The organism is Thioalkalicoccus limnaeus (genome assembly GCF_041197575.1).
Taxonomy (GTDB): Bacteria; Pseudomonadota; Gammaproteobacteria; order Chromatiales; family Chromatiaceae; genus Thioalkalicoccus; species Thioalkalicoccus limnaeus.
This window is the reverse complement of the sequence record NZ_JBDKXB010000038.1, coordinates 1-24,032: the sequence shown is the minus strand read 5'-3', so window position 1 is coordinate 24,032 and position 24,032 is coordinate 1. Positions and strand designations below refer to the sequence as shown.

20 protein-coding genes are annotated in these 24,032 nt (G+C 64.6%); 13 read left to right on the top strand and 7 right to left on the bottom strand.

Going from position 1 to position 24,032, the window contains the following annotated elements; genetic code table 11:
- Positions 1-125 precede the first annotated feature (125 nt).
- From ABC977_RS16835 to ABC977_RS16820, 4 genes are all read left to right on the top strand, one after another.
- Positions 126-467: an SEL1-like repeat protein gene (locus ABC977_RS16835; RefSeq protein WP_369668442.1), complete on the top strand. Its 342-nt coding sequence runs from the start codon at positions 126-128 to the stop codon at positions 465-467.
- An 85-nt stretch (positions 468-552) separates the two neighbouring features.
- Positions 553-759, top strand: coding sequence for a DUF2061 domain-containing protein (locus ABC977_RS16830; protein WP_369668441.1), 207 nt, complete (start codon positions 553-555; stop codon positions 757-759).
- Between the two features lie 29 nt (positions 760-788).
- A complete protein-coding gene (locus ABC977_RS16825) occupies positions 789-1,271 on the top strand; it encodes a Dps family protein (RefSeq protein ID WP_439849202.1) in 483 nt (160 codons plus the stop codon).
- 189 nt (positions 1,272-1,460) lie between these two features.
- Positions 1,461-2,819, top strand: a complete 1,359-nt coding sequence (locus tag ABC977_RS16820) for an EAL domain-containing protein (protein ID WP_369668440.1) — start codon at positions 1,461-1,463, stop codon at positions 2,817-2,819.
- A gap of 32 nt (positions 2,820-2,851) precedes the next feature.
- Here ABC977_RS16820 and ABC977_RS16815 read toward each other — a convergent pair whose 3' ends face one another.
- Positions 2,852-4,237 (bottom strand): FAD-dependent oxidoreductase, encoded by a 1,386-nt coding sequence (locus ABC977_RS16815; protein WP_369668439.1) that lies wholly within the window; start codon positions 4,235-4,237, stop codon positions 2,852-2,854.
- Positions 4,238-4,435: 198 nt separating this feature from the next.
- On the opposite strand from ABC977_RS16815, the gene ABC977_RS16810 reads away from it, so the two are divergent.
- Positions 4,436-4,795, top strand: coding sequence for a hypothetical protein (locus ABC977_RS16810; protein ID WP_369668438.1), 360 nt, complete (start codon positions 4,436-4,438; stop codon positions 4,793-4,795).
- Positions 4,796-4,999: 204 nt separating this feature from the next.
- On the opposite strand, the gene ABC977_RS16805 is transcribed toward ABC977_RS16810, so the two are convergent.
- Both ABC977_RS16805 and ABC977_RS16800 read right to left on the bottom strand, forming a co-directional pair.
- Entirely contained in the window at positions 5,000-5,500 is a 501-nt protein-coding gene (locus ABC977_RS16805; protein WP_369668437.1) for an EVE domain-containing protein, read from the bottom strand.
- 38 nt (positions 5,501-5,538) lie between these two features.
- Positions 5,539-6,804, bottom strand: a complete 1,266-nt coding sequence (locus ABC977_RS16800; RefSeq protein ID WP_369668436.1) for a glucose-1-phosphate adenylyltransferase — start codon at positions 6,802-6,804, stop codon at positions 5,539-5,541.
- A 285-nt stretch (positions 6,805-7,089) separates the two neighbouring features.
- On the opposite strand from ABC977_RS16800, the gene gpmI reads away from it, so the two are divergent.
- The 3 genes from gpmI (at position 7,090) to sohB (ending at position 10,645) form a co-directional block, all read left to right on the top strand.
- Positions 7,090-8,634: a 2,3-bisphosphoglycerate-independent phosphoglycerate mutase gene (gpmI, locus tag ABC977_RS16795; RefSeq protein ID WP_369668435.1), complete on the top strand. Its 1,545-nt coding sequence runs from the start codon at positions 7,090-7,092 to the stop codon at positions 8,632-8,634.
- A gap of 89 nt (positions 8,635-8,723) precedes the next feature.
- Entirely contained in the window at positions 8,724-9,563 is an 840-nt protein-coding gene (locus ABC977_RS16790) for a thymidylate synthase (protein WP_369668434.1), read from the top strand.
- A gap of 92 nt (positions 9,564-9,655) precedes the next feature.
- Positions 9,656-10,645, top strand: coding sequence for a protease SohB (gene sohB / locus ABC977_RS16785; RefSeq protein WP_369668433.1), 990 nt, complete (start codon positions 9,656-9,658; stop codon positions 10,643-10,645).
- A 113-nt stretch (positions 10,646-10,758) separates the two neighbouring features.
- Here sohB and ABC977_RS16780 read toward each other — a convergent pair whose 3' ends face one another.
- From ABC977_RS16780 to ubiK, 4 genes are all read right to left on the bottom strand, one after another.
- Complete coding sequence (locus ABC977_RS16780) at positions 10,759-13,269, bottom strand: glycogen/starch/alpha-glucan phosphorylase (RefSeq protein ID WP_369668432.1); 2,511 nt, start codon at positions 13,267-13,269, stop codon at positions 10,759-10,761.
- Positions 13,270-13,410: 141 nt separating this feature from the next.
- A complete protein-coding gene (locus tag ABC977_RS16775; RefSeq protein WP_369668431.1) occupies positions 13,411-15,303 on the bottom strand; it encodes an ATP-binding cassette domain-containing protein in 1,893 nt (630 codons plus the stop codon).
- Between the two features lie 41 nt (positions 15,304-15,344).
- Positions 15,345-16,865: a YifB family Mg chelatase-like AAA ATPase gene (locus tag ABC977_RS16770; protein WP_369668430.1), complete on the bottom strand. Its 1,521-nt coding sequence runs from the start codon at positions 16,863-16,865 to the stop codon at positions 15,345-15,347.
- Positions 16,862-17,146 (bottom strand): ubiquinone biosynthesis accessory factor UbiK, encoded by a 285-nt coding sequence (gene ubiK, locus ABC977_RS16765; RefSeq protein ID WP_369668429.1) that lies wholly within the window; start codon positions 17,144-17,146, stop codon positions 16,862-16,864. Before ubiK ends, ABC977_RS16770 begins: the two co-directional genes overlap by 4 nt.
- A 598-nt stretch (positions 17,147-17,744) precedes the next feature.
- On the opposite strand from ubiK, the gene ABC977_RS16760 reads away from it, so the two are divergent.
- The 5 genes from ABC977_RS16760 to ABC977_RS16740 form a co-directional block, all read left to right on the top strand.
- Complete coding sequence (locus tag ABC977_RS16760) at positions 17,745-18,491, top strand: TorF family putative porin (protein ID WP_369668428.1); 747 nt, start codon at positions 17,745-17,747, stop codon at positions 18,489-18,491.
- A 64-nt stretch (positions 18,492-18,555) separates the two neighbouring features.
- On the top strand, positions 18,556-18,894 hold the full coding sequence (locus ABC977_RS16755; RefSeq protein WP_369668427.1) for a P-II family nitrogen regulator: 339 nt from the start codon (positions 18,556-18,558) through the stop codon (positions 18,892-18,894).
- 55 nt (positions 18,895-18,949) lie between these two features.
- Positions 18,950-20,233, top strand: a complete 1,284-nt coding sequence (locus tag ABC977_RS16750) for an ammonium transporter (protein WP_369668426.1) — start codon at positions 18,950-18,952, stop codon at positions 20,231-20,233.
- 582 nt (positions 20,234-20,815) lie between these two features.
- Positions 20,816-22,069 carry a metallophosphoesterase family protein gene (locus ABC977_RS16745; RefSeq protein ID WP_369668425.1) on the top strand — a complete coding sequence of 418 codons (1,254 nt, stop codon included), beginning with the start codon at positions 20,816-20,818 and terminating at the stop codon, positions 22,067-22,069.
- A 9-nt stretch (positions 22,070-22,078) separates the two neighbouring features.
- Positions 22,079-24,032: AAA family ATPase (locus ABC977_RS16740; protein WP_369668424.1), on the top strand; the 1,954-nt coding region annotated here is incomplete at its 3' end.

Genomic DNA, 24,032 nt, shown 5'->3' with positions numbered 1-24,032 from the left:
GAGAACTTTCGCTCGAACACTCCTCTGCTCATTGAACTAGAGCTATGATCGAATCTGTTGGACGACCGCTGGACGCTGAGTGACTTAACGGGCAGTGTGCTTGCCGGCAAGTGGAGGAACCTTAGATGCACGATACCCGCTATCTGAAGGATTTGATCCTATTGCGCAACGATCCATCGAAGGTGCCAGCCGTCCGTGAAGCGGCCTTGTGTGGCGAGGCCGACGCCCAGTTCGCGATGGGCTTGATCTATGCGGAGGGTCGCGGTGTGCCCGAGGATCTAGCTCAAGCCCACTATTGGCTGTCCTTGGCCGTGGCGCAGGGGGACAAGGAGGCCGAGCGCTTGCGCGCGCGCGTCGGCGCCCGTATGACTGACGATGAGTATGCGGCGGCCAAGCGTTTGCGCGAGGGAGCTAACCTCTCGATCACCGCCGAGGGCGACGCCGATCACGGAGGCATGGATCGTTAAAAACAATCGTTGCGCGCGAAACTATCGATTTTGGCTTTTCTTCGTCGATTGCTAGACTTCCACTCAGCAACATAGGAGTGGAACCATGGCCAAAACTTTGTCGTTCGGGATCCTGCACATGATCGTAGCCTTTACCGTCGCCTATTTGTTGACGGGAAGCCTCGTGGTCGGCGGTGCTATCGCGCTGATCGAGCCGATTGCCAACACGATTGCCTATTTCTTCCATGAAAAGGTGTGGGACCGTGTGCGCGCGTCGCGTGCGCAACATGCGGCCCCCCACGTGATGGCCTGATGACGGGCCGCTATTCGAGGAGAGCAACGATGAGCAAACCAATGACCATCGACATCGGTATCTCGCCGTCGGAGCGGGAAAGCATCGCCCAGGGTCTTGCGAAGCTTCTGGCCGATTCGTACACGTTGTATCTGAAGACCCACAATTACCACTGGAATGTCACGGGGCCGATGTTCAACACGCTGCATCTGATGTTCGAGCAGCAGTACACGGAGTTGGCCGCAGCCGTCGACGAGATCGCCGAAAGGATTCGTGCTCTTGGCCATCCGGCCCCCGGATCCTACGCCGCTTACGCGGCCTTGACGGAGATCCCCGAGGAAGAAGGCGTACCCGATGCCGAGGAAATGATCAGGCGTCTGGTCGCCGGCCAGGAGACGGTCGCCCGAACGGCGCGCAGTATCTTCCCGTTGGTGGACGAAGCCCATGACGAGCCGACCGCCGATCTGCTGACGCAGCGGATGCAGGTACACGAGAAGAATGCTTGGATGCTGCGCAGCCTGCTCAACGGCTGAACGAAAAGTCGCCCGATCGACTTTGTGTCTTGTGGGGCACCTCGCAGTTCGCAAGGTGCCCCTTCGTCTCTTCGATCATGCCGGTCGTCGCGGCTTCGTGACCGGGAGCCTTGTTCGTGATTGAATCGCCCGTTAGGCTTATGCCCATAGGGGTTATTCGGCTCATTGCGTTGGGGTGGCTTGGTCGCGATGGAACGTTCGAAACAGATCCTCTGCATCGACCCGGAGCCGGACGAACTACGGATCGTCGCGCTCTTGAACCGACAAGGGATCGCAGCGACTCTCACCGAGATCGCGCGTGAAGAGGCGCTAGATGATGCGTTTGCAAACCCCGGGTGGTGGGATTTGATCCTATGTGATGCCGGGAGTTTTGCCTCGCTCGGCGTTGAAGCACGGGTTGGCAGCCACAAGGCCGACCTCGATGCCTCTGTCGTCCTGGTCCGGTCACCGGATGCCCGTTTCTCGCCGGACGTCGGCTTTCGTCGCGGGGCGGCCGATGTCGTTCAACGGGGCGACATGGCTCATCTGCTGATGGTCTGCGAGCGGGAGTTGAACGCCTGCGCTGCTCGCAAGGCCCTGCGGTCGTCGCAGACCGGAGCCGGGTCGAACGGGCAGGGTCCCAAGCCGGCGCTGATCATTCCAGTGATCAACGATTTCGGCAAGATGCCTCGCAACAGCCTCGCTGAGCGCCCGCTGAGCGAGGGTGGCTTGCCGGCGGGCGGCGACTGCGAACCCGGTGAGACCGAGGCGCGGATCCGAGCCCTGATCGAGGCCGATGGGCTGGTTCTCGAGTTTCAACCGATCGTTTCGGTGCAGGCGAATGAAGGGTATCGGGGCATGTTCGAAGCCCTGGTGCGGCTCAAGGATGAGCGCGGCCAACTCCTGTTTCCGGACGAATTCCTGCCGATCCTCGCGCGAGCCGGATGGCTGGGCCGGGTCGACCTGTGGATATTTCGGCGGGTCCTCGCGACCTTGGAGGAGATTCAGCGGGCCGGCCATCCCAATGCCGTCATCTTCGTCAATCTCGCCACCTCGACTTTGAACGACGATGACCTGGTCAAGGCGCTCGGTACCTTCGCGTCAGCCGCGCGCTTGTCCCCGGGATCCTTGGTGGTCGAGGTCCATAAAGCCGCGTTCGACACAGCGCCCGATGGCGTGCGCCAGTTGTCGGAAAGGCTCGGAACCAGGCATCACGGATTGCTGGTCGAGGACCTGCGGCTCGATGACGGCCCATTTCTCGATCGCTTTCACGAACTGATCACGCATGTCAAACTGGATCGTCAGGTTACCGACGACCTCGTCGCCGGGCGAGTAACGCAACGTGATCTCGCCGACCTGGTTCAGCGCGCACGACGCGAAGGCATCCAAGTCATCGCGTTGGCGGTGGAAAATGTTGAGCTCCTGCCCAGGCTGTTCAACGCGGGAGTCGACGCCATCCAAGGCCATTTCGTCAGCCTGCCGAGCCCGGAACTGGTCTACCCTGGTGTTCAACGGGTCGAGGCGAGCTCCCTATTCGGCGGGCCTTTTGCGGGCGGCACATCGCTGTGACCGCCACACTCCGAGGCAGTGCCCGCGGGAAATCAAGCCGCCTCGTCGGTCCCGCCCACATCCTCGGGGCCAGTCAGGAGCTCCTGGGTCAACGCGCGTTCGTTGATGCGGCACCGAAGGTGCTTCGCCAATAGGCGCATATCGGCCTCGGCATTGCTCAGGCAGCGGGTGCCGCCCGGCGATGGCGTGACATTGAAGATCAACCCTGGATCGCCGACGATTTTGCTGCCACCGACATGGAGCTGTCGATGTTCCTTGTCGATCAGCAGATGGCGAATCCCTCCCGACCCGCGGGCGCCGTGGATTTCACGGCCTTCCAGTGACGGCACGATCTTGCGTATCTCGCGGATCAGATAACGCCGGCCCAGCCGCGGTGTCTGATATAGGAGATTGTGTTGGATCTGTCGACGGACTTCGGTGGTCATCATCAGGTCCCAGAGCGTCGCGGCCAGCTCCCGATCGAAGCGCAGCACTTGCCAGTATTCGCGCAAGGTCGCCGTGCCGCGGCGTTCGAGCGTCGGCCAGATCAAGGTCGTGGGCCCGAAACGAGTCTTGTCTCGTTGCTGAACATCGAGGTCGCCATGTATGGCTGCAAATGGCCAATCCGGGTTTTGAACACGGTAGACCTTGCCATTCAGCACGCGCCGAGTGAAGTAGAAGGAGCCGGCCAGCGACAGGCATGAGTACTGAAGCCCGTGGCCCATCTGCTGGGCCAGCCGCAGCGAATGCCCGCCGGCGTTGACGACGACAGCGCGAGCCTGAAGCGGCCCCCGATTGGTCTGCAGAACATAGTCTGGGCCGTCGCGCCGGATGCTGGCGACCTTGGTGCCGGACAATTGCGTGACGTGCTTGTCCGTACGGCGATCCAACCTCACGCAGGAACGAAAGAAGGACTCCGACAGGGCTTGGAAATCGATCGCGCTGTAGTCGTCGAGGGTCCCAGCGGCAAGAATCGGATCCTCGCGCCAGGTCCCTTCGACCAAAGCAACCTGCGGTTCGATCTCGGCGATCTCGGCTTTCCGCCACAACTGCATACGCGGGTACGACTCCCGGAATTCGTCGAAGCGGCGTTCGATGTAAGCGCATTCGGCCGCGCCGACGCCCAACACCATCTTCGGCATGCGATGAATGATCCGGTCGCGTTCGGCCGGTGGCCGCCTGCTGGCGTAATTGACGACCATTTGCGCCGCCCGTTTCGCGGCGAGCGCCTTATCAAACGGGTAGTTCGTCTCTATATCGCCGGCATGGATCGTCTGGCTGTTATTGTTGGTGCGCGAATTGCCCTGGCCGATGACGTCGTCGCGTTCGACCAAGGCCAGGCGTGACAGATCCGTGAAGCGGGCCAGCAGATACAGCAGCGCTGTACCCGTGACGCCGCCGCCGACGATCAGGCAGTCGTAACGCGTCGATGCGGTCATGGTTTCGAGACCTCTTCATGCGCGCGGGCGGCGCATCCAGGCGTGTTTTGTGCGGTGCAGCAATAGACGCACGTTAGCCCAACCGGCGACGCGAGAAAAATCCATAAGACAAATTTAATGCATTTATTTTATCAATAAATGGTGGGCGACACCGGGCTCGCCCGCCGGGTGGCAACCCTGTCAGAGGAGTCCGAGACGATGCTGGAACGGCCGAAGATCAGGACCGCGATCCCGAAACGCCGCTATCAGATCGGAGACTACGCGGCGACACTGCTGGGCGAGATCGAGAGCGAGGATTCGCATCGCTACCGTTTCATCCTGGCATGGGTCCGCCATGGCGACGTGCAGCCGTGCCTTTATGTCGTGAGCGACGAGGCCCCGGAACAGAGCGATTCGAACGGGACCCCTTTCCGTCTGGTCGTCGTCAATGATGTGTTGACCGAAGTCTTCGATACCGATGAACGCTGGGGTGACCTGGAGGTCTTCGCCGACCAGGCGTTGCGACTCGGCACTCAGTATCTCGGCTTGCAGCGCGAGGCCCAGGTTCGCTTGTTGTGAACGAGGGTATCGGACGGTCCGTCTCTCCATCGCTGGGAGCGATACCCGGGCCTCGTTGCGCTGTTGAGCCGATTACCGGAAGGTCATGTATCAGATCGCGAAGGACCTTCGTTCGCTTTCAAGACGCGCCGACAGGATCATGGCTGGGGTACGTGACGATCGGCTTAGACGAGAGGCGGGCGCAACGGCGAGCGAGTTGCTGCATCATTCGACAGCGACCGCCTGCGTTTCGGCCTCGCGACCCTCGAGCGATAGCACGAAGTCCCACTGTCTGGGCGTGACGGGCAGGATCGAAAGCCGATTGCCGCGCCGCAGCAGTGGCCAACCGGCGAGCGGTCCATCGGCGTAGGCCTTGAGTTCGGCCAAGGTGATGGTGCGTGCGAGATGGCGGACGTAACGGACATCGACGAGAAACCAACGTGGCCGCTCCCGGTCGCTCCTCGGATCGAAATATTGCGATCGAGGATCGAATGCCGTCGGGTCGGGGTAGGCCATCGAGGCGATCTCCATCAAGCCGACAATACCCCGTTCCGTGCAGTTCGAGTGATAGAAGAACACCTGATCCCCAGGGCGCATCTCATTGCGCATCATGTTCCGCGCCTGGTAGTTACGGACGCCGTCCCAGGGCTCGGTGTGGTTCGGGCGGGCCGCGAGATGGTCGATGCCAAATACGTTCGGTTCGGATTTCATCAGCCAATAGCTCATCGGTGTGTCTCGCAACCTGTTCGTCGCGGCCGCGTCCGTCACTCGGAGTAACCGCGGCCACGGCGCCGCTCGTCGAGGTGATCGCGCGCGAAGTAGCTGACCCGGCCGCCCGGCAGAACCGTGACACCGCCAGGACTGACGTGAAACCGCTGGCGGTCGGCCTCCTCGTCGAAGCCGATTCGGTCGCCGGCTTCGATCAAATTGTGACGATCGACGATGACCCGTCTGAGTTGCGCGCCGCGGCCGATACGCACGTAGTCCATGATGATGCAGTCCTCGAGAACCACGTCCTCCTCGATGACGGCCTCGCGACGGATGATCGAGTTACTGATGCGGCAGTTGTCATGGATCACGGTTGCCGCCCCGAGCAGGCTGTTGCGCAACTCCCCCCCCAGGATGCGGGCGACCGGACCCTGGTAACCACTCGAATAGATGGGCCACTGAGGATTGAAGAGGTCGAATCTGGGTTCGCCACCGAGGACGTCCTTGTGGGAGTCGAAATAGGCGTCGATGGTACCCACATCCTGCCAATAGACGCGCTGTTCATACGGGCGGATTCCCGGGACCTCGTTGGTCGCGAAGTCGTACGCAAAGAGTCGATGCGTGCGCAGCAGCCGCGGCAGCACATGGGCGCCGAAGTCGGTCTCTCCGCTGCGCTGCGCCTCGTGCAAGGCCTCGAGCAATACGTCCGTGTCGAAGATGTAGTTACCCATCGAGGCAAAGGCGCGGGCCGGGTCCTCCGGCATCGGAGTCGGGTGGGCTGGTTTTTCCTCGAAGGCCAGGATGCGGCCATTCGGTTCGGCCGCGATCACGCCGAAGCTGGTGGCATCGGCGAGTGGTACCGGCAGCGCGGCGATCGTGACATCCGCCTCGTGGAGCTTGTGAAATTCGACCATCTGCCGAATATCCATCCGGTAGATGTGGTCGGCGCCAAACACAGCGACCAGGTCGGGTCGGTGTTCCTCGATCAGGTTGATGTTCTGGTTGACCGCGTCCGCGGTTCCTTGAAACCAGTGTTCGCCCGTCAGCATCTGCGGCGGTACCACGGTGACGAACTGCTGCTGGAGCAGCGGGGAAATGGTCCAGGCCTTGCGGATGTGCTCGATCAGCGATTGGGATTTGTACTGCACGAGCAGGTAGATGGTCTGAATCTGCGAATTGACCAGGTTGCTCAGCACGAAGTCGACGATCCGGTAGCGCGAACCGAACGGGACGGACGGCTTGGACCGTTCCGAAGTCAAGGGCTGCAACCGGGAACCCTGGCCGCCGGCCATGACGAACGCGATGATTCTGTCGGTCTGCATGCTAACTTCTCCTGATCGGTTGCTGAAGATGGATCGCCGCCGTCGAATGCGAGCCCTCCCGACTCAGGGCCGGGGTGACCCCTGGTCGCTTCGGTCATGCGATCGGCCCATTATCGCCAGCAATCGGGCCGACCCGAAGTGACCGGGAACAAACAAAGTCCCGGATCCTTCGATGGTTGGTGCCTGGACGCTGCCCCCGGCTCGGACAGGACCGGGGCCGCTGCTCAGCCGAAGACGGGTTAAACTGGCCCCAGCATCCATGTTTCCAGGAGACCAAGGTACGTGATGAGCGATTCGATGAAGGTGCCACGCCGGCCGGTGATCCTGATCATCCTCGACGGCTTCGGCACCAACCCGAGCAAGGCCAACAATGCCGTGGCGATGGCGCACACGCCGCGTTTGGACGCGTACTTCGCGCGCCATCCACATACAGTGTTGCAGGCCTCAGGCCGCGCGGTGGGACTGCCGGACGGGCAGATGGGCAATTCCGAAGTCGGCCATATCACGCTCGGCTCCGGCTGCGTGATCCGTCAGGATCTCGTCTTGATCGATGATGCGATCGCCGACGAGAGCTTCTTCGACAATGTCGCCTTGAACAATGTGGCCAAATGCGCGGCCGACGAGGACCGGCCGCTGCACCTGATGGGGTTGGTCTCGGACGGTGGTGTTCACAGTCACCTGCGCCATCTCGAGGCCCTGATCGAGCTTTGCCGCCGCCATCGGGTGCGACCGGTGTTGCACATGTTCACCGACGGCCGAGACACGCCCCCGCGCTCGGCGGAGCTCTATCTGGAACCGGTCGAGAAGGCGTTGGAGGCGGCCGGGGGTCGTATTGCGACGGTCTGCGGTCGATATTATGCGATGGATCGCGACAATCGTTGGGAGCGCACCGAGCTGGCCTGGCGCTGTCTGGTGAACGCCGAGGGCCGAGGGGCGAGCTCGGCGCGCGACGCGATCCACGCCGCTTACGAAGCCGGCGAAGATGATGAGTTCATCCGACCGACGCTGATTCGCGGCGGCGAGCCGATCCGCAATGGTGACCCGGTGGTGCACTTCAACTTCCGCAAGGACCGCCCGCGGCAATTGGTCGCAGCCTTGCGCGAGGGGCCGTTCGAGCATTTCGCGCGTGGCGACTTCCAGTCCGCGCGAGTGACCGGCATGATGAACTACGATCAACGCTTTGGTTTGCCGTTCGCATTCGACAACGAGACTCCATCCGTGACCATCGGCCGCATCCTGAGCGAGGCTGGGTTGCCGCAATTCCATTGTGCCGAGACCGAGAAATTCGCCCATGTCACCTACTTCTTCAATGGCGGTCGCGCGGAGCCCTGGCCGGGCGAGGAGCATCGTCTGATCCCATCGCCAAAGGTCGCGACGTACGATCTGAAGCCCGAGATGAGCGCCCCCGAGGTGGCCGATGCGGTCATCGACGCCTTGCGCAGCCGCCGTTTCCCGTTCATCGTCGTCAACTTCGCCAACGGCGACATGGTGGGCCATACGGCTATCCCCGAGGCCGTGATCGCCGCGGTCGAAGTGCTCGACCGCGAGGCCGGGCGGGTCATGGATGTCGCGTGCGAAGAGGGCTTTTCGGTGATCCTGACCGCCGATCATGGCAACTGCGATGAGATGGTCGATCCGGTCACCGGGGCGCCGCAGACGCAGCACTCGATCTATCCGGTCCCGTGCCTCGTTGTCGACGAGGTCCCGTGGCGGCTGGCCGTGGGCGCCGGGATCGACAGCGTCGCGCCGACCGTCCTGCAGCTGATGGGTCTTCCAAAGCCAGAGGCCATGGTCGGCCAATCGTTGCTGCTTGGCCCGGTCGGGGCCTGACCATCGGCCTCGCGGGGCTGTGGCTCGACGTGATCGGGGATCCCCCGCGAGGCCTCCTCGTCACCGGGGACGGAGTCGGGAACGAAGTGATGCGCACGTATCTTGATCTATTGCAGGACGTCATCGAGCATGGCGTCGACAAGGACGATCGGACCGGGGTCGGGACGCGCTCGGTCTTCGGTCGGCAGATTCGTTTCGACCTAGCCGCCGGCTTTCCGTTGGTGACGACAAAACGAGTCCACGTCAAGAGCGTCATCCTCGAGCTCTTGTGGTTTCTGTCCGGGTCGACCGACAATGATTGGCTGCGGGCCCATGGGGTCACCATATGGGACGAGTGGGCTGGTCCCGACGGCGCATTGGGGCCCATCTATGGGCACCAATGGCGGAGCTGGACCTGTCCTGACGGTCGGACCCTGGATCAGCTCGACGAGCTCGTCAGGTCGATTCGCTCCCGTCCGGACTCTCGGCGCCTCGTCGTGACCGCCTGGAATCCGGCCGATCTACCCGACGAGGACCGCTCTCCGCAGGACAATGTCCGCGCCGGCCGGATGGCCCTAGCGCCTTGCCATTGCCTGTTTCAGTTCTATGTCGGCGGAGGTCGGTTGTCGTGCCAGCTGTATCAACGCAGTGCCGATCTCTTTCTCGGCGTGCCCTTCAATATCGCGAGTTACGCCCTGTTGACGCACATGGTGGCCCAGCAGTGCGATCTCGCGGTCGGCGAATTCATCCATACGTTCGGTGATCTGCACCTGTATCGTAACCATCTGACCGACGACATCGCATACGAGCAGCTCCGGCGCGCGCCCCGGCCGGCACCGAGACTGGTCATTCGGCGTCGCCCGCCAAGCCTGTTCGACTACGAAGTCGCCGACTTCGCGTTCGAGGGTTACGACCCGCATCCGCCGATTCGCGCCCCGATTGCAGTCTGACCGGGCGCCCGGCATTGACCGTGACACAGTGCCGTCGCCGCACCGGTTACCCGCCAGCGTCCTTTTCGCGACCATGAATTGTGTAACGGCTTATGAGTGAATACCTGATCGAGTACGGACTGTTCGTGGTGAAGGTCGTGACGCTGGTCGCGGTGTTCGGCCTGGTGCCTTGGCTCCTATTGCGCGATCGCCGGGCTGGCCAACCGGAAGGGGCGCGCCTGGAGGTGCTGGACCTGAGCGACAAGTACCGGCGCATGGCGCACATGTTGCAGCACGCCGCGCGCCCGCGGCGACGCCGATGGTCATGGCACAAGCTCGGCCGGACGGATGGCGAGACCATGCCGGTCGATCCCGCGCGGCCGCGGCTCTTCGTGATCGACTTCCACGGTGACCTGAAGGCGACCGGCGTCGGGTCATTGCGCGAGGTCGTGACGGCGATCTTGTTCGAGGCGACGCCGCGGGACGAGGTCCTGGTGCGGCTGGAGAACGCCGGCGGTGTCGTCAGCGATCACGGGCTCGCCGCGGCGCAGCTCAAGCGTATCCGAGAGCGGGATATCCCGTTGACCGTGGCGATCGACAAGGTCGCGGCTAGCGGTGGCTATCTGATGGCCTGCGTCGGAGATCGCTTGTTGGCGGCCCCTTTCGCTGTGATCGGTTCGATCGGCGTGGTCGCCGGCCTACCGAATTTCCGGCGCCTGCTCGATCGCCATGGTGTCGACTTCGAGCTGCAAACGGCCGGCGAATACAAACGCACGCTGACCTTGTTCGGCGAGAACACCGATGCCGCACGCGAGAAGGTCAAGACGCAGCTCGAGGAGACCCATCGGCTGTTCAAGGGCTTCATCGCCGAACACCGACCCACGGTCGCGATCGAACGCGTCGCCACCGGCGAGTATTGGCTCGGCAGCCGGGCCTTGGAGCTCGGTTTGGTCGATCGGATCCAAACGAGCGACGACTATCTGATGGAGGCGCACCAGCGCGCCCGTCTGTTGCACGTCAAGTACACACAGAAGCAGAAGCCGATGGAGCGCCTGATCGCCTCGATGGAAGGGCATCTGTTACGCCTGTTCGGGCGGCCCTGACGGCGTATCCGAGGCGCGACCCTCGCACCGCACGGGACCCGGTCGACGGACGGGTCGCGGAAGACGCGGTGCGGAGGCCGCGCGGCCGGCGGGTGCCGCCGGCCTGGCTTGCGTCAGCGCACCGGGTCGGGTGCGACGGGCTCCATGCGCCAGATGTCGCGGTTGTACTCGCTGATGGTGCGATCCGACGAAAAGGGGCCGCTGCCGGCGCAGTTCAGGATGCTCATCCGCAACCAGCGTGGTTGGTCGCGATAGGCAGCGGCCGCGCGTTCTTGAGCGTCGATGTAGGCGCGGAAGTCGGCGGCCGTCATCCAGGGGTCCTGTGGATCGCGAATCGCGCGGATCACCGCATCGAACAGGCCCGGTTCGAACTGGTTGAAGTGACCGGTCTCGAGCAGGCGCATCACGGCAGCGAAATCCGGGTCGCCCTCGATCAAACGATTCGGATCGTAGTGCGGTCGCACCTCGTCGATCTGTTCGGCCGTCAGCCCGAACAGGAAGAAATTGTCTTCACCGACTTGCTCGAGGATTTCGATGTTTGCACCGTCGTACGTCCCAATGGTGATGGCGCCGTTCATCATGAACTTCATGTTGCCGGTCCCGGAGGCCTCCTTTCCGGCGGTCGAAATCTGTTCGGACAGGTCCGCGCCGGGGGCGATGATCTCCATCAGGGATACCCGGTAATCGGGCAGGAACGCCAGCCGCAAGCGCCCATCGGTGTCGGGATCCGCATTGATCGCGGCGGCGATGTTGTTGGCCAGCTTGATGATGACCTTGGCCATCGTGTAACCGGGGGCGGCTTTGCCGCCGATCAGCACGCAGCGTGGCGTCCAATTGTCGAGGTCGCCACGCTTGATACGGTTGTACAGGTGGATTACGTGCAACAGGTTCAGCAGTTGCCGCTTGTATTCATGGATGCGTTTGACCTGGACGTCGAACAGGGCCGTGATGGGAAACTCGACGCCGCATTGCTCCCGGACCAGATCAGCCAGACGCTGCTTGTTGGCCTGTTTGACCTGATGCCATCGGTCGCGGAACCCGGTGTCGTCGGCGAGCGGGGCTACGCGTGCCAGCTGCTCGAGGTTGCGGATCCAGCCCTCGCCGATCCGCGCTTCGAGCAGCTCGCGCAGGGCTGGGTTGCACAGTGCCAGCCAGCGGCGCGGCGTCACCCCGTTGGTCTTGTTGTTGAAACGCGCGGGCCAGAGCTCGTAGAAATCGCGGAACAGGCCGCCACGCAGCAGCCGCGAATGCAGCGCCGCGACGCCATTGATGGAGAAGCTGCCGACGATCGCCAGATAGGCCATCCGTACCTGGGGATCCGAGCCCTCTTCGATCAGCGACATCCGCCGCTTGCGATCGAGGTCCCCGGGCCATTTCGCCGCGACCTCGGCGAGAAATCGGGCATTGATCTCGTAAATGATCTGCAGCAGTCGCGGCAACAGGTTCTCGAACAGGCGGACCGGCCAGCGCTCGAGTGCCTCCGGAAGCAGCGTGTGGTTCGTATAGGCCATGGTCCGCGTCGTGATCGACCAGGCCTCGTCCCACTCCAGCCCTTTGTCGTCGACGAGTTGGCGCATCAGTTCCGCGACCGAGATGGCCGGATGCGTGTCATTGAGCTGAAAGCAGTTCTTGTCGGCGAAACCGGAGAAGTCGTCTCCATTGAGTCGCGTCCACTCGCGCAGCACGTCCTTGAGGCTCGCACTTGCGAGGAAGTACTGCTGCCGCAAGCGCAACTCTTTTCCGCATTCGTTCGCGTCGTTCGGGTAGAGCACCATCGTAATGTGTTCGGCGCTGTTCTTTTGTGCGACCGACTCCGGGTAACTGCCCGCATTGAACTCGCGCAGGTCGAATTCGTCGGTGGCGGCGGCCTTCCACAGCCTCAGCGTATTGATGGTGTCGTTGCGGTACCCCGGGATCGGCGTATCGAAGGGCACGGCGAGCACATCCTGGGTGTCGACCCAATGCACCCGCAGGCGCCCATGCTGGTCCTTGTGGATCTCGATCCGTCCACCAAATTGAACCCTTTGCGTGTATTCTGGACGTTCGAGCTCCCACGGGTGGCCTTCACGCATCCAGTGATCGGGTTCCTCGATCTGGTAGCCGTTCTCGATCAGCTGGCGGAACATCCCGTATTCATAACGCAGGCCGTAGCCTTTGACAGGCAATTGCAGGGTCGCGCAGGAGTCCAGGAAGCAGGCCGCAAGCCGCCCGAGGCCGCCGTTGCCGAGGCCGGCATCGGGTTCATTCGAGGCGATCTCCTCGAGCAGCAGCCCGAGATCATAGAGCCCGCGTTCGACCTCATCGGTGATTCCCAGATTGAGCATCGCGTTGCTCAGTGACCGCCCCATCAGGAATTCGAGCGACAGATAGTAGGTGCGTTTGCATTGCGCCTGATCATGGGCGTGTCGGGTCCTCTTCCAGCGCTCCATCAAGCGGTCGCGCAGCGTGATCGACAACGCACGGTACGGATAGTAGGCCGAGCGGCAGTCGGTATCCCGACCCAGGGTATTGGCGTAGTAGCGCTTGAAGTCCTCGGCTAGCCCATCGCGATCCATCGCCAGTGGCGGTAGATCGAATAGGCGCGGCGACGGCTGACTCTTCGTGAGGTCCGTGAAAGGAGACATCGGAGGTTCCTTGAATAGGAGATGATGGAAGATGGCATCGCATCTTAGCAACCTCTCGGCCAACGACCAAAGGGTGGGGCCGGTGATCGGCTCATCGGTCCCCGTGGCGCGACCGATCAGCTCGGAAGTCCCCGCGCTTCGCTAGCCGCCCGTTGATCGTTCGAGTTCCTCGCTGACCTCGAGCCAGATGCCTTCGAGCCGATCGAGTTCCGCGTCGAGATCCCGTTTTTCGGTCATCAGCGCGAGCAGTCGAGCCTTCGCGTCAGCTTGATAAAGCTCGGGCACGGTCAGGGCTTCCTCGAGTGCCTGGCGCCGTTCCGTGAGGGTGGCGAGTTCGGTTTCCACCGTCTTGAGCCGGTTACGCAGCGGTTGCGTTCGTTGCCGGGCCATCGCTTCCTGACGGCGCAGGGCCTTGCGCGACGGGCTTGTGCGTTCCGGGTCGGCCGCTGCGGCTCGAGGATCGTTGTCGCGCGCAGCGAGCCAGGCCGGGTAGTCGTCGAGATCACCCGCGAACTCCACGACCCGCCCGCGATCGACCAACAGCAGCCGATCGGTCGTGATCCGCAGCAGGTGTCGGTCATGCGACACGAGCACCAAGGCCCCGTCATAGTCCTGCAAGGCTCGCGCCAATGCGTGGCGCATCTCGAGATCCAGATGATTCGTCGGCTCGTCGAGCAGCAGCAGGTTGGGTCGCTGGCGGACCAGCAGGGCCAGCACGAGCCGCGCCTTTTCGCCGCCGGACAAGGGGGCGACCTCGGTCAAGGCGCGCTCGCCGGCAAAGCCGAAGCCGCCGAGGTAGTCCCGCAGGGCTTGTTCGGTCGCCTCGGGATCGAGTCGTTGCAGGTGGTCGAGCGGGCTCTCGTCCGCACACAGCTGATCGACCTGGTGCTGCGCGAAATAGCCGATCCGCAATGTCTGAGCCGGCGCACGCCGGCCGTGCAATGGTGCGATCTGGTCGGCGAGCAGCTTGATCAGCGTCGATTTGCCTGCCCCATTGGGGCCCAAGAGGCCGATCCGGTCTCCGGGCACTAGGGCTAGGTCGATCCCGGTCAGGATCGGTGCCCCGTCGTAGCCGACCACGGCCTCATCGAGCGTGAGCAGCGGATAAGGCAGGCTCTCCGGTTCCGGAAAGGAAAACGCGAACGGCGAATCGACATGGGCCGGGGCGATCAGCTCCATCCGTTCCAAGGCCTTGATGCGGCTCTGGGCCTGGCGGGCCTTGGTGGCCTTGGCGCGGAAGCGCTCGACGAACCGGTGGATCTGGGCGACCTCGCGCTGCTGGCGCACGAACGCCGCCTGTTGTTCGGCCAACCGCTCGGCACGCTGGCGCTCGAACGCCGAATAATCGCCCGGATAGAGTTGGACCCGTCCATGCTCGATGTGCAGGATCTGGTCGGCGATCGCGTCGAGGAAATCGCGGTCGTGGGAGATCAACAGCAGCGTGCCGGGGTAGGTGCGCAACCAACCTTCGAGCCAGATGACCGCATCGAGGTCGAGATGGTTGGTGGGCTCGTCGAGCAGCAGCAGATCCGAGCGCGCCATCAGGGTCCGCGCTAGCGCAAGGCGCATCCGCCAGCCGCCGGAATAGCTGTCGACTGCCCGCTGCTCGTCACCCGGTGCAAAGCCGAGCCCATGGAGCAGCCGGGCCGCGCGGCTTGGCGCGCCATAGCCGTCGAGTGCCTCGATCCGCCCATGCAGGTCGGCTTGTCGAACACCGTCACCGGCCCTTTCGGCCGCGGCCAGCTGCGCTTCGAGCTGCGTCAGTTCTTCGTCGCCGGCCAGCACGAAATCGAGCGCCGATTGGTTGCCGCGCGGTGTCTGTTGCGCGACATGGGCGATCCGCCAGCCGGCGGGCATCCGCATCTCGCCGCGATCGCTGTGCAGTTCACCGAGCAACAGCGCAAAGAGACTCGATTTGCCGCAGCCGTTGGCCCCAACGACACCGAGCTTGCGGCCCGGTGGCAGCATCAGATTCGCGTCTTCGAGCAGAAGTCGCCCGCCTCGGCGCAGGCTCAGGTTCTCGAGTTGCAACATGCTCGTCTGAGAGGGGGCTGGTGCCGGTTGGCGAGACCGCGCTAGGATCCGCGTTGGCGATCGAGCCGCCGATAGCCGATCGCCTCGCCGACGTGTTCGGCCGTTATCGGCCCGCTGCCGGCCAGATCGGCGATGGTGCGTGCCACCTTGAGCACGCGATGATAGGCCCGCGGCGACAAGCCGAGACGTTCGATGGCCCGTTGGATCAGCGTCCGACCCGCTTGATCGACCGCGCAGAAGCGGTCGATCTCGCGCGGGACCAGCTCGGCGTTGAGGCGCCCGGCCCGCTCGATCTGCCGCGAGCGCGCCGCCGCGACTCGCCCCCGAACCTGGTCGCTCGTCTCGTCGACGACCCCGGATCGCACCAGCCGCTCGGGCGGCAGCCTTGGTACCTCGACATGGAGATCGATGCGGTCGAGCAACGGCCCGGAGATCCGCGCGCGGTAGCGCGCGATCTGTTCGTCCGAGCAGCGGCAGCGGCCGCTGTCGTCACCCTGATAGCCGCAGGGACACGGATTCATCGCTGCGATCAGTTGGAATCGGGCAGGGAACTCGGCCTGATGCGCTGCGCGCGAGATATGGATCCGTCCAGATTCCAGTGGTTCGCGCAGGACCTCGAGCACGCGTCGATCGAATTCCGGTAGCTCGTCGAGGAACAGCACACCGAGATGGGCCAGCGAGATCTCGCCAGGGCGCGGATGAGCCCCACCGCCGACCAAGGCGACGCCGGAAGCGGTGTGATGCGGGGCGCGGAACGGCCGTTCGCGCCAGCGCCGCGGATCGCAGGGTTCGCGGTCGCTGACCGAACGGATCGCGGCGGCCTCCAAGGCTTCGGCCTCCGTCAAGGGCGGCAGGATACCCGGTAACCGATTGGCAAGCATCGATTTACCGGTCCCCGGCGGGCCGATCAGCAGCAGGCTGTGACCGCCGGCCGCGGCGACTTCGAGAGCCCGCTTGGCCTGCTCCTGACCGCGGACGTCGGACAGATCCGTGCCCTCGCGGGGCGCGCAGGATGCGTCCGATGAGACGCGGTGCCGCGCCAGGGGTGCGACGCCGTTCAGGTGTTCGCACACGGCCAGCAGGTGGTCGGCCGGGAACACCGGCAGGTCCTCACCCACCAGCGCCGCCTCATCGGCATTCTCGCGCGGTAACACTAACGCCCGCCCCGCCTGGCGGGCCGCGATCGCGGCCGGCAACACGCCAGTGACGGGTCGCAGGCTTCCCGACAGCGCGAGTTCTCCGAGGAACTCGCACTGAGCCAGTTCGGTCGTGCGGAGCTGACCCGAGGCGCCGAGGATGCCGAGTGCGATCGGCAGGTCGAAGCGTCCACCTTCCTTCGGCAGATCCGCCGGCGCCAAATTCACGGTCACGCGTCCAAGCGGAAAGCGGAAATGCCCACTGATCAGGGCGCCGCGCACGCGGTCTTTGCTTTCCCTGACCGCCATCTCCGGCAGGCCGACGATCGACATACCAGGGAGGCCACCGGACAGATGGACCTCGACGGCCACCTCCGGGGCCACGATGCCCGTGCGGGCGCGGCTATGCAGCACGCATAAGCTCACGCCGAATCAGGTCGGTCCGTCGGATGCGTCGTGCCGACATGCCGCGCGGTCTCGAGTTCGGCGACGCGCGCCTCGAGCGCGGTCAGTTTGGCGCGGGTTCGGGTCAGCACTGCCGCTTGGACATCGAATTCCGCGCGGGTCACCAGGTCGAGGCGCGCGAGACCTGCCTCCAGCGACGCGCGCAAGTTCTTGTTGATGTCCTCGTGAAGCAGTTGCAAGCCCTTCGGCAGGTTCGAGGCCAGCCGTTGGACGAGATCGTCGAGTTGTTTCGGATCCAGCATGGTGTTGATTCCTGCCTGTTCCCGAGGGAGGGAAGGCTGTTTGAGTTGGCACCGGCCCATTATAGGCCGGTGGTGGCGTGATCGACACGGTTGGTAGGCACTTGGCCGGGAAACCCGTCGCGACCTAGGTTCCCGCTCGATCCCGGATTCATGGGATCAAAGCCTGAGACGGGAAAGACGACCGACGACCGGACAGTATCGAGGGTTGCAAAAGTCATCGGAGACGCCCCGCTGCGACACGCTGCAAGGACGTCCGTATCAGCTCGACGGCGGGATCCCTCCCGCCGACGGTCGCCGCGACCCGCCTCCGATGACTTTCGGGACGATTGATTAACAAGGGGCGGAGGCCGTCTGGCGACCGACAAGCGGCTCCGCGCACCAAGAGCGTGCCCTCCGTGGCGTGTCGGTCCGTCATGGCGCACCGAAACCGTGCGCCGGCAGTGTCTCTAAAATCATACTCTCGTGGCTACATCGGTCAATACCGCTGTTGCGGCGGCTATGGCATGAAGTCTGCTTTGTCAATCGCGGATGTCGCCACGCACGGGGCCGACATGTTCTGACACGCACAAGCCATCCAAATAGAGAGGTATCGACCGCGATGATCAACCGAAATGCGATGACGATTTCCGCCGCCTCGCCGCTCATGATCGTGGCACTGGCCGCAGTAAACCCGGCGGTTGCCGCGCCGCCGCTCGATCTGAGCGCCGATTTGAGCGTGGTTTCCAACTACCTTTGGCGCGGCACCTCCCAGACCGACGACGGTCCGGCCGTGCAAGGTGGTCTCGAGCTCGGCCACGACAGTGGGTTTTACATAGGAACCTGGGCCTCGAACGTCGATTTCGAGTCCGGTGCAAACTACGAACTCGATATCTACATGGGGTTCGACTTCACGCTGCCCGATGAGGCGGCTAGCCTCGGCGTGAACACCATCTACTACGCCTATCCCGATGACGATGGCAGCATCGACTTCTGGGAGATCGGACTCTCCGGCGGGTATGACTTCTTCTCCGCCGGCATCCAGTACACGGTTTGGGGTGACAAGGACAACGAGGATGCGCTCTTCGATCAGGGCGATCTGTACTACTACGCCGGACTTGATTTCGAGCTCCCTTATGAGCTTGGTCTCGGTATACAGCTCGGCTATTACGACTTCACGAACGACCGGGTCGAGGTCGATGAGCTCGGCAACACGCGCAGCGCCAACTACTGGCACTGGGGCGTCTCGATCAGTCGCGAGGCCGGCGAATTCGGTACCTTCAGCTTCAATTACGAACAGAACGACGGTCGCAGCGAGATCTGGGATAACGACCCGAAGTTCTGGATCGGTTGGAACAAGTCCTTCTGACCCAGGCGGCCCTGCCTGATCCGGGATCGGCTCCCGTTCCTCATTCCTCTTGGAGCTCTCCAACATGAAGCTAATTGCAGCTGTGATCAAGCCTTTCAAGCTCGACGACGTACGTGAGGCCCTGGCCGATATCGGCGTGTCGGGCATCACCGTCATCGAGGTCAAGGGCTTTGGTCGGCAAAAGGGCCACACCGAACTCTATCGTGGCGCCGAATACGTCGTCGACTTCCTGCCCAAGATCAAGATCGAGATCGCCGTCGACGATGCGCTCGTCGACAAGGTGGTCGAGGCGATCAGTGGTGCCGCGCGCACCGGAAAGATCGGCGATGGCAAGATCTTCATCACTGATTTGAACCATGTGATTCGCATCCGGACCGGCGAGACCGGGCCCGATGCCCTTTAATCGCGACCGACAGGGGAAAGCGACGATGATAGAACGATTGATAAGACGGACCGCGATGCCGGCCATTCTGGTGCTGATGGCCCTGATGCCGGCTTTGGCCCTCGCCGATGACGCACCGGCACTGGACAGCGGCGACACGGCCTGGATGCTGGTGGCCACGGCCTTGGTTCTGTTCATGACGCTGCCGGGCCTAGCTCTCTTCTACGCCGGCATGGTCCGGGCGAAGAACGTGCTGTCGGTCTTGATGCAATGCTTCGCGATTGCCGCGATGATGAGCGTCTTGTGGGCGATCTACGGCTACAGCCTGGCCTTCTCCGACGGCGGCGATCTCAACGCCTGGATCGGCGGCCTTTCGAACCTGTTCCTGGCCGGTATCACCGTGGACACCCTCGCGGACACCATCCCCGAGTCGCTGTTCATGGTCTTCCAGATGACCTTCTTCATCATCACGCCGGCGCTGATCGTCGGTGCCTTCGCTGAGCGCATGAAGTTCTCGGCGATGATGTGGTTCATGGCCGTGTGGGGTACGTTGGTCTACATCCCGATCGCCCATTGGGTCTGGGGCGGTGGTTGGATCGGCGAGATGGGCGCGCTCGATTTTGCCGGCGGCACCGTGGTGCATATCAACGCCGGTATCGCTGGGCTGGTGGCGGCGATCGTGCTCGGGCAGCGTCGCGGCTATCCGACGACGGCGATGCCGCCGCATAACCTCGGACTGACCGTGATCGGCGCGTCGATGCTGTGGGTCGGCTGGTTCGGCTTCAATGCGGGCTCGCAGCTCGCCGCAGACGGTACCGCGGCGATGGCGATGGTGGTGACCCAGTTGTCGACGGCCACGGCGGCCCTGACCTGGATGTTCGCTGAATGGATCCGCCACGGCAAACCGTCGGTGCTCGGTATCGCCACCGGTGCCATCGCCGGCTTGGTGGCCATCACGCCGGCCGCCGGAACCACCGGGCCCATGGGTGCGATCGCGATCGGTTTCGCTGGGGCCTTGTTCGCGTTCATCGCCTCGACCATGATCAAGCGGGCGTTGCGCTACGACGACTCGTTGGACGTCTGGGGTGTCCATGGTGTGGCCGGTATCGTCGGCGCGATCCTCACCGGCGTGTTCGCTCATGCCGCGCTCGGCGGCGCCGGGCTCGAGGAAGGCATGACCATCGGCAGTCAGGTCTGGGTCCAGTTCATCTCAGTGGTGGCCACCATCGTGTACGGCGGTGTGCTGAGCCTGATCATCCTCAAGCTCATCGACTGGACCATCGGGCTGCGGGTCACCGAGGAGGAGGAGTCGCAAGGTCTCGACATCTCCCAGCACGACGAGCGCGGTTACATCCTTTAGAAACCCGCGGATCGGTCGTGTTTCGGTCCGGGCCATGGATGGCCCGGCCCCTCTCAGGGCGCTCTGCACGCCGTATGGCGTGAATGCCGCGATCGCCCCCGTTCCGCATATCCATCGTCGCTGGGCGTGCTCCGATAGGAATCGGGCACGCCGCGGTCACGGATCACCCAGCCTGAGGATCCGATGGCAAGCCTGGTCGCGAGACGCTGAGGTTGCGTCATAATGGGTGCCATGGATGACATGCCCATGCCGCTACCGCAAGCTGATCGCACCCATGATCGCCACCACTCGCGCGCTCCTCGCCGCGGGCGAGACCCTGGTGCCAAGCGCGCTGGTCGGCAACCAGGCGACCGGCCAGATGCAACTCGTCACGACCGATCCTGATTCGCCCGAGCCGAGGCGTGCGCACCTTCCGTCGGGTTTCAGCGCGCGGAGACATCGCGGTAATGAGGAGGCTTGGTGGGGCGGGCGCCTGGCCCTCACTTCTGCCGGGGACTCAGAGGCCTTCCTCCCGCGCCGACTCGTGAAACGGTGCGATCCGCACGTGCCGAGACCCCGCCGGGCAAGCGCGGAGGACCGACTATGAGATTCATCCACGCCGCCGACATCCACTTGGACAGCCCCCTCTCGGGCCTCACGGCCTACCCGGACGCGCCGGTGGATCTTCTGCGCACCGCGACTCGCCAAGCCTTCATCCGCCTGGTGGACGAGGCGATCGAGGAGACCGTTTCCTTCATGGTGATCGCCGGGGATCTCTATGACGGCCAGTGGAAGGACTACAACACCGGGTATTTCTTCTGTCGCCAGATGGGGCGGCTGCACCAGGCGGGCATCCCGGTCTATCTGCTCTTCGGCAACCACGACGCCGAGAGCGAGATGACCAGGAAGCTGCTCTTGCCCCCCAACGTCCACACCTTCACGGCCCGTCGGCCGAGCAGCTTCCACATCGAGGAGCTTAACGTGGCCCTGCACGGGCAGAGCTTCCGGGACGCGAAGACCACCGAGAATCTCGCTGCGGGTTACCCGCCGCCGGTGCCGGGGGCCTTCAATATCGGGGTGCTGCATACCGCCCTGGAGGGCAACGCGGCCCACGCGACCTACGCGCCCTGCTCGACGGCGGAGCTGGTCGCCAGAGGCTACGGGTACTGGGCCCTGGGCCACGTGCACGAGCACGCGGTGGTGCGGGAGGACCCTTGGGTGGTCTTCCCCGGCAACCTTCAGGGCCGCCACGTGCGCGAGTGCGGTCCGCGCGGTGCCTGTTTGGTCACGGTGGATGGTGACCAGGTGCAGCGGGTGGAGCGGCTGCTGGTGGACGTGCTGCGCTGGCAGGTGCTGGAGGTGGACGCGACCGGTGCGCGCAGCCTCGACGAGGTGATCCGGGTCGTGGGCCACGCCTTCGAGGGGCTGCTCGACGAGATTGGGGACCGCCAACTCTCGGTACGGGTGCGCATCACCGGCCATACTCCAGCCCATGGAGAGCTGTTCGGGCGGGAGTCCCACCTGCGGGCGGAGGTTCTGAGCCAGGCGGCGGCTATCGGACAGGATCGACTGTGGGTCGAGAAGGTGCGGGTGGAGACGGCCCCGCCGCGGGACGGGGATGCCCTGCGGTCCCGCTCCGACGCCGTCGGCGACCTGGCGGCGCTGCTGGCCAGTGCCCCGGAGGACCCGGAGCTGATCGCGGCCCTGGCGGGGGAGCTTCGCCCCTTGGTCGACCGGGCGCCTCCGGAGTTGCTCCAGGCGGTGCCCGAGCTCGCCGCGATCCGCTCGGGTGAGCTGGCGGACCTGGTGCGGAAGGTGGCGCCGGGGCTGGTGGCCCATTTGGCGGGCAACGGCTGAGGACCCCCCATGCGCATCGCCCGGCTGGATCTCGCCCGCTATGGCCGCTTCACCGACCTGACCCTGGATCTCCCCGGGCGGGAGACGGATTTCCATCTCCTGGTCGGCCCGAACGAGGCCGGCAAGTCGACGCTTCGCAGCGCCATCCTCGACCTCCTCTTCGGCATCGAGACGCGCTCCCCCTACAACTTCCGCCACGCCTACCCGGACATGCGCCTGGGAGCTTCGATAGAGAACGGGGAAGGAGCGGCGCTGGACTTCATCCGCGTCAAGGCGCGCACCCGCACCCTGCGCACCCCGGACGACGAGGTGCTCCCCGACACCGCGCTGCTTCCCTTCCTGGGGAGCGTCGAGCGGGGCTTCTTCGAGCAGATGTTCGGCCTCGATCACCAGCGTCTGGTGGCGGGGGGGCGGGACATCCTGAGCGCCGCCAACGACGTGGGCCAGATCCTGTTCCAATCCGCCGCCGGCATCGCGAGCTTCGGCGCCGTCCGGGAGGCCCTGGAGGAGGAGGCCGCCTGCCTGTGGGCGAAGCGTCGCGCAGGGGACCGTGAGTACTACATCGCCGCTGACGAGTTCGCCCAGGCCCAGGAGATCCTGAAGCAGTTCACCGTGCGCACGCGAGACTGGGTTTCGGCCCGGGACGAGGTCGAGCGCCTGCAGCAGGAGGCCGCCGAGACGCGCGCCCGCTACGAAGCCTTGGCCCAGCGCCGGTCGCGCCTGGAGCGCGTGCGCCGGGTGGCTCCGGTGCTGACCGGGTTGCGGGAACGGGAGGCGGCCCTCGAGACCCTCGGCCCGTTCCGGCGGCTGGCCGCGGACGCCGCCCGGCAGCTGGACGAGGCGGAGAGGGTCATGGCCCTGGCTGCCCAGGCCCGGCAGCTCCACGAGACCCGGGCGGCGGAGCTGGCCGAGGCCGTGGCCCGAATCAATACAGACACGGGGCTCCTCGCCCGGGACCGGGACATCGAGGCCCTGGCCGCCCAGCGCCATCAGGTTCGCAACCACCCGGCAGACGTCGCCAAGCGCCAGGAGGAGGCCCGCGCCCACTGGAAGACTCTGGAGGGACTGGCCCGGGAGCTCGGCTGGCCGGCAGAGGCCGAGGATGCGCTCGCCGCGCGCATCCCGTCCCAGGTGATCCGCTCCGCCGCCGGTGCGTTGGTCCGCCGCCACGACACCCTGGTGCAGGCCGTGGCGAACGCCAAGGAGGCCCAGGCGGTGAAGCGCGGCGAGGTGACGGAGCTGGATCAGGCCCTGGCCCGACTCCCGGCGACCGAACTGCCTCCCGAGCTGGTCGCTGCCCTGGATGCGGCCCGGGCACTGGGCGACGTGGCCGCCCAGGAGCGGCGGCTCGCGGGCCAGGTCGAGCGGGCCGAGCGGGAGAGTACCGACGCCCGCGCGGCCCTCGGTCCTTGGCAGGCGGACCTGGACCGTCTGCGCCGCCTGCACCTGCCGGGAAACGACGAGCTCAACGCCCTGCGGGAGGACCGACTCAGGCTTCGAACCGATGCCGAGGGTCTCACCCAGCGCATCCATGAGGAACGGGCCGCCATCGCCGACCTGGACCTGGAGATCACCCAGTACCAGGCCGCGCACCACCCGGTGTCCCTGGCGGACCTGGCCGCCGCCCGGCTGGCCCGGGACGGCCTCTGGCAAGAGATCCGCTCGGGCACCGCGTCGCTGGCAGAGGCCGCGGCACCCTACGAGGGCCTGGTCGGCGAGGCCGACGCGCTGGCGGATCGCCGCCATGACAAGGCCCAGGAGGCGGCCACTCTGCAGTCCAAGCTCGACGGGCGCGAGCGCCGGGCCCGCCAGCTCGCGCTCTACGAGAGCCGCGCGGAGGAGAACAGCCAGCGCCAGGGGCAGTGGGCCGCGGCGTGGGAGGCCCGCGCGGTGGCGCTCGGGCTGCCGGGCATGACCCTGGACCAGATGAATTCCTGGTGCACGGCGCGTGACAAAGTTCTCG